The organism is Acidithiobacillus albertensis (assembly GCF_001931655.1).
Classification (GTDB): domain Bacteria; phylum Pseudomonadota; class Gammaproteobacteria; order Acidithiobacillales; family Acidithiobacillaceae; genus Acidithiobacillus; species Acidithiobacillus thiooxidans.
The window spans coordinates 1-2,639 of record NZ_MOAD01000062.1 but is presented as its reverse complement, the minus strand read 5'-3'; the positions used below and the strand labels follow the sequence as shown (position 1 = coordinate 2,639).

4 protein-coding genes and 1 pseudogene are annotated in these 2,639 nt (G+C 51.4%); all 5 read left to right on the top strand.

What is annotated here, in order from left to right; translation table 11 throughout:
- A pseudogene (locus tag BLW97_RS19855) lies at positions 1-191 on the top strand (hypothetical protein); the annotation flags it as partial.
- A gap of 141 nt (positions 192-332) precedes the next feature.
- Positions 333-911 (top strand): acyloxyacyl hydrolase, encoded by a 579-nt coding sequence (locus BLW97_RS17895; RefSeq protein WP_075324147.1) that lies wholly within the window; start codon positions 333-335, stop codon positions 909-911.
- A 29-nt stretch (positions 912-940) separates the two neighbouring features.
- Complete coding sequence (locus BLW97_RS17890; RefSeq protein WP_075324146.1) at positions 941-1,858, top strand: LysR family transcriptional regulator; 918 nt, start codon at positions 941-943, stop codon at positions 1,856-1,858.
- Positions 1,859-2,089: 231 nt separating this feature from the next.
- Entirely contained in the window at positions 2,090-2,269 is a 180-nt protein-coding gene (locus tag BLW97_RS17885) for a hypothetical protein (protein ID WP_158025236.1), read from the top strand.
- A 125-nt stretch (positions 2,270-2,394) separates the two neighbouring features.
- Positions 2,395-2,639, top strand: a 245-nt coding sequence (locus tag BLW97_RS17880; RefSeq protein WP_278278541.1) for a PEP/pyruvate-binding domain-containing protein, incomplete at its 3' end; no start/stop codon positions are given.

Here is a 2,639-nt window from a genome sequence, read left to right as displayed (position 1 = left end):
GCGCTGTCAGAAACGGGATTGGCATCGGTTTCTCCTCGACATTGCTGTCGCCCGAGCAGCTGGTCGGCGTGTGCCTCATTCCGGTGGTTCCCAGTATTCCTCATACATTGAGTGTGTTGTATCGCACGCATTACGGGCATTTGGTGGCGTCCTTTCTGGAAGTTATCCGGTTATCGGTATTTGAGCATTGAAAGCACCCGGATTCCGACGGCCGCTCCTGTTGTAGGACTCGTTTCTTCAAGCAACAAGTGCGTTCATGCACGGGGCTGTGGAGAGGGTTTCATTTGTCAGGGCGCGATGTCGGTGGCAACTAAGATTACGAAGGAGTATTCATGAAAGATTGGCAAGGTGTTTGTAAAGGAATGGTAACGGGTATGGTGCTGGGCGGGTTCATCGCACTGCCTGCTCAGGCCCAGGCTGAGAATGCGGGAATACGGGTCATTCAGGGTGGTCCTGCGTACTTCAATATGGGGCTCGGTGCGTTTAATGCGGCAGGGGTCAGTCCCGGTGTCGGCAAAAATAACGCGACGCTTCCGGAAATGGATCTGGAATACCAATCCGGCGCCAAGTTATTTGGGATAGGATCTGTTTACGGGATAGTTGCCAACACCGATGGCGGTTTCATGGGTTATACCGGGTTTTACACGGATATTGCCTGGCATCACTGGGTACTGACCCCGGTACTGGCGATGGGGGGATACCATCAGGGCCGTGGGAAGCAGCTGTATGGGACCTTCCAGTTTCGCCTGGAACTCAGCCTGGACTATCAGTTTGCCAATCAATCCCGTTTCGGCCTGAAAATTGCGCATATTTCCAACGCCTTTATCAAAAAACAGGACCCGGGTGAGGATGAAATCCTCCTGAATTACTCCATGCCGATTTCTTGGGGAGAACACCAGCAGGGGGGTTGATTGCTCCTGGTGCGTAGGAGGAACGGGTGATGTTGCATGAACGATTGGATCCCGCGTTATTACTGGTCTGGGCGCAGGCTGCGCGCCACAAGAATCTGCATGCGGCAGCGCAAGCGCTCTTCATGACCCAGCCTGCCGTTTCCCAGCGACTCCGGCAATTACAGGACGTTGTTGGCGAGCCGCTCTATCAACGCAATCCGCAGGGCATTACGCCGACCAGCACTGGCATGGCTTTATTGCGTATCTCCGAGCAAATTGAAAGCGCGCTGGAAAGTGCTCGCGTCCTTTGCCGGGACAGAAAAGACCTGCTGCGGGGTTCTTTGTCGATTCTTGCCAGTCATAGCAACGCTGAAACGCTCCTCCCGCAGGTGATCGCGCGATTCCGGCAGCATTATCCGGGTGTATTCCTGCGTCTGGTGGCGACCAATAGCCGGGCGGCCCGGGAAATGCGCGATCAGGCTGATCTGGTGTTCGTGGAAGACAGCCCGGCATTATCCAGAGGTTCCGGATGGAAAGAAGAAATTCTGGTGGACAGCACTATTATCCTGCTGGCTCCCGAAACGCCACGCTGGCTTCAGTTAGCCCCAAAACTCGTGCCTCTGCTGTCATTAGAAACAGAGGTGTTGGTGTGGCGGGAAGAAGGTTCAGGCATTCGTGAACAGGCTTTACAGGCCTTGAAAGCGGCAGGTGTTCACCCGGAAATTCGTTATGAGCTCAGCGGTCTTGCGGCTATCCGGGCTGCCGTGCGTTGCGGATTAGGGGTCAGTTTTGTTTCTGCGCTCAGTGATGGTGGTGATCTGCGGCCAGGTCTGGTGACTTTGAAAACGGTGCCCCGAATTCCACACCACCTCTCTGTTTTGTATCGCAAGGAAAGCAGTCACAGTACCCGGGTATTCCTGGATGTACTCCGGCAATCTTTGCTCTGGTTCGATAATAAAATGCTATGATAATAATCAATATATTATTCTCCATTACTTCAAGCGAAAAGTCTGACTCTAGTTTGCAGAAGAAATAGATCTTGCCATCTAAATTTTGACCGTTTTTTAGCGATGGGAATCGGTATGATCAAAAAAAGCTCTTTTAAACGATGCTAAATGGTGAATAGTTTTTTACTATTTTTAGGATCTTCAGGAAATGCATATCATACCTATGGTTATGCTCCCCCAGTGGGGCCGCAAGTGGACTTTCATGAAGCCGAGATGGGTAATCGGTGCCACATTCCCGGTTCGGAAGTCATCATGGATCGTCTTTCCCGCTTTGCCGCGCAAGGGTTTTTCGTGGTTTTGATGCCACCAGGCATCTTCTTTCAGGCATATCTTGGAAGATCATTCTGCATCCCTGAAAAGCTCGGGAAATAATGCTGCTCTGTTATCTGTTACCATACAGCAGTTAACTCTAATGGCAGCGATCAGCCTGTCCGTACTGTGTACTTTGACTATCTTTTATTCAGAGTGTTTACTCTGATTTATCTGGAGAAAATCTTATGACTGCGAAATACATACGTTTTTTTAATGAAATTCGCATAGAAGATGTGCCCTTGGTCGGTGGTAAAAACGCTTCTCTGGGAGAGATGTATCACCAACTCACGCCGCAGGGAGTGAAAGTACCCAACGGCTTTGCCATTACCGGCGACGCCTATCACTATCTGCTGGATCAGGCCGGTGCCTGGTCAAAGCTGCATGAGGCACTGGACGGCCTCGACCCCGATAATGTTCGCGATCTGGCCAA